1 protein-coding gene is annotated in these 852 nt (G+C 60.8%); it reads right to left on the bottom strand.

Annotation, left to right across the window (positions count from 1 at the left end):
- Window positions 1-17 precede the first annotated feature (17 nt).
- A protein-coding gene (locus EJ903_RS26380; protein ID WP_174237369.1) for an IS5 family transposase occupies window positions 18-769 on the bottom strand; the annotation gives its coding sequence in 2 pieces (ribosomal slippage) (window positions 18-448 and window positions 448-769; 753 coding nt in all).
- Between the last annotated feature and the right edge of the window lie 83 nt (window positions 770-852).

Genomic DNA, 852 nt, shown 5'->3' with positions numbered 1-852 from the left:
CTAGGGCCTGTTGACATTCAGCGTGTTGCCAAGACGGTAGCGACGAGGTTGATGGCAGCGGCGAAGCTTGTGTCTGTTTTGTCGTATCGTGTGGCGATGCGTCGGAACTCCTTGATCTTGCAGAAGAAGTTCTCGACCAGATGGCGCCATTTGTACATCTCGGCGTCGTGGGGAATCGGAGGGGAGCGGTTGGCCTTGGACGGAATGACGGCGACCGCGCCTCGCTCGGCGATCAAGGTGCGGATGGCGTTGCTGTCGAAGGCTTTGTCAGCCAGCAAGGCGGAGAATTCGATACCGTCCAGCACCGGTTCGACGCCGACGCTGTCGTGCCGCTGGCCCGGCAGCAGGATGAAACGCCCAAGGTTCCCCAGTGCATCGACCACAGCCAGGATCTTGGTCGTCAGTCCGCCGCGAGAGCGACCGATGGCCTGAGCCTGAGTCCCCCCCTTGCGCCGGTGCCGTGCTGATGCACCCGGACAATGGTTCCATCGATGATCGCGTACTCGAAGTCCGCGTCGCTCGATAAGGCGGCGAAGACCTCGTCGAACACACCGGCCTTGGCCCATCGGCGAAAGCGCTGGAACACAGAGTTCCAATTGCCGAACGCTTCGGGTAAGTCCCGCCAGGGTGATCCAACCCGGACGATCCACAGGACCGCTTCCAAAAACAGGCGATTGTCCGCCGCCGAACGGCCGGGATCGCCGACTTTGCCGGGAAGAAGCGGCGCTATCCGCTCCCACTGATCGTCTCGCAATACCATCCGAACCAAGGCCACCTCCCTTTCGGTAGCCTTGAATCAAATTTCTGCGACCACGGGAATCCCATTCTTCGCCTGAATGTCAACAGGCCCTA

The sequence above is a fragment of the Azospirillum griseum genome (assembly GCF_003966125.1).
Lineage (GTDB): Bacteria > Pseudomonadota > Alphaproteobacteria > Azospirillales > Azospirillaceae > Azospirillum > Azospirillum griseum.
Note: the sequence above shows the minus strand (reverse complement) of the source record. Positions and strands in the feature narration are given on the sequence as shown.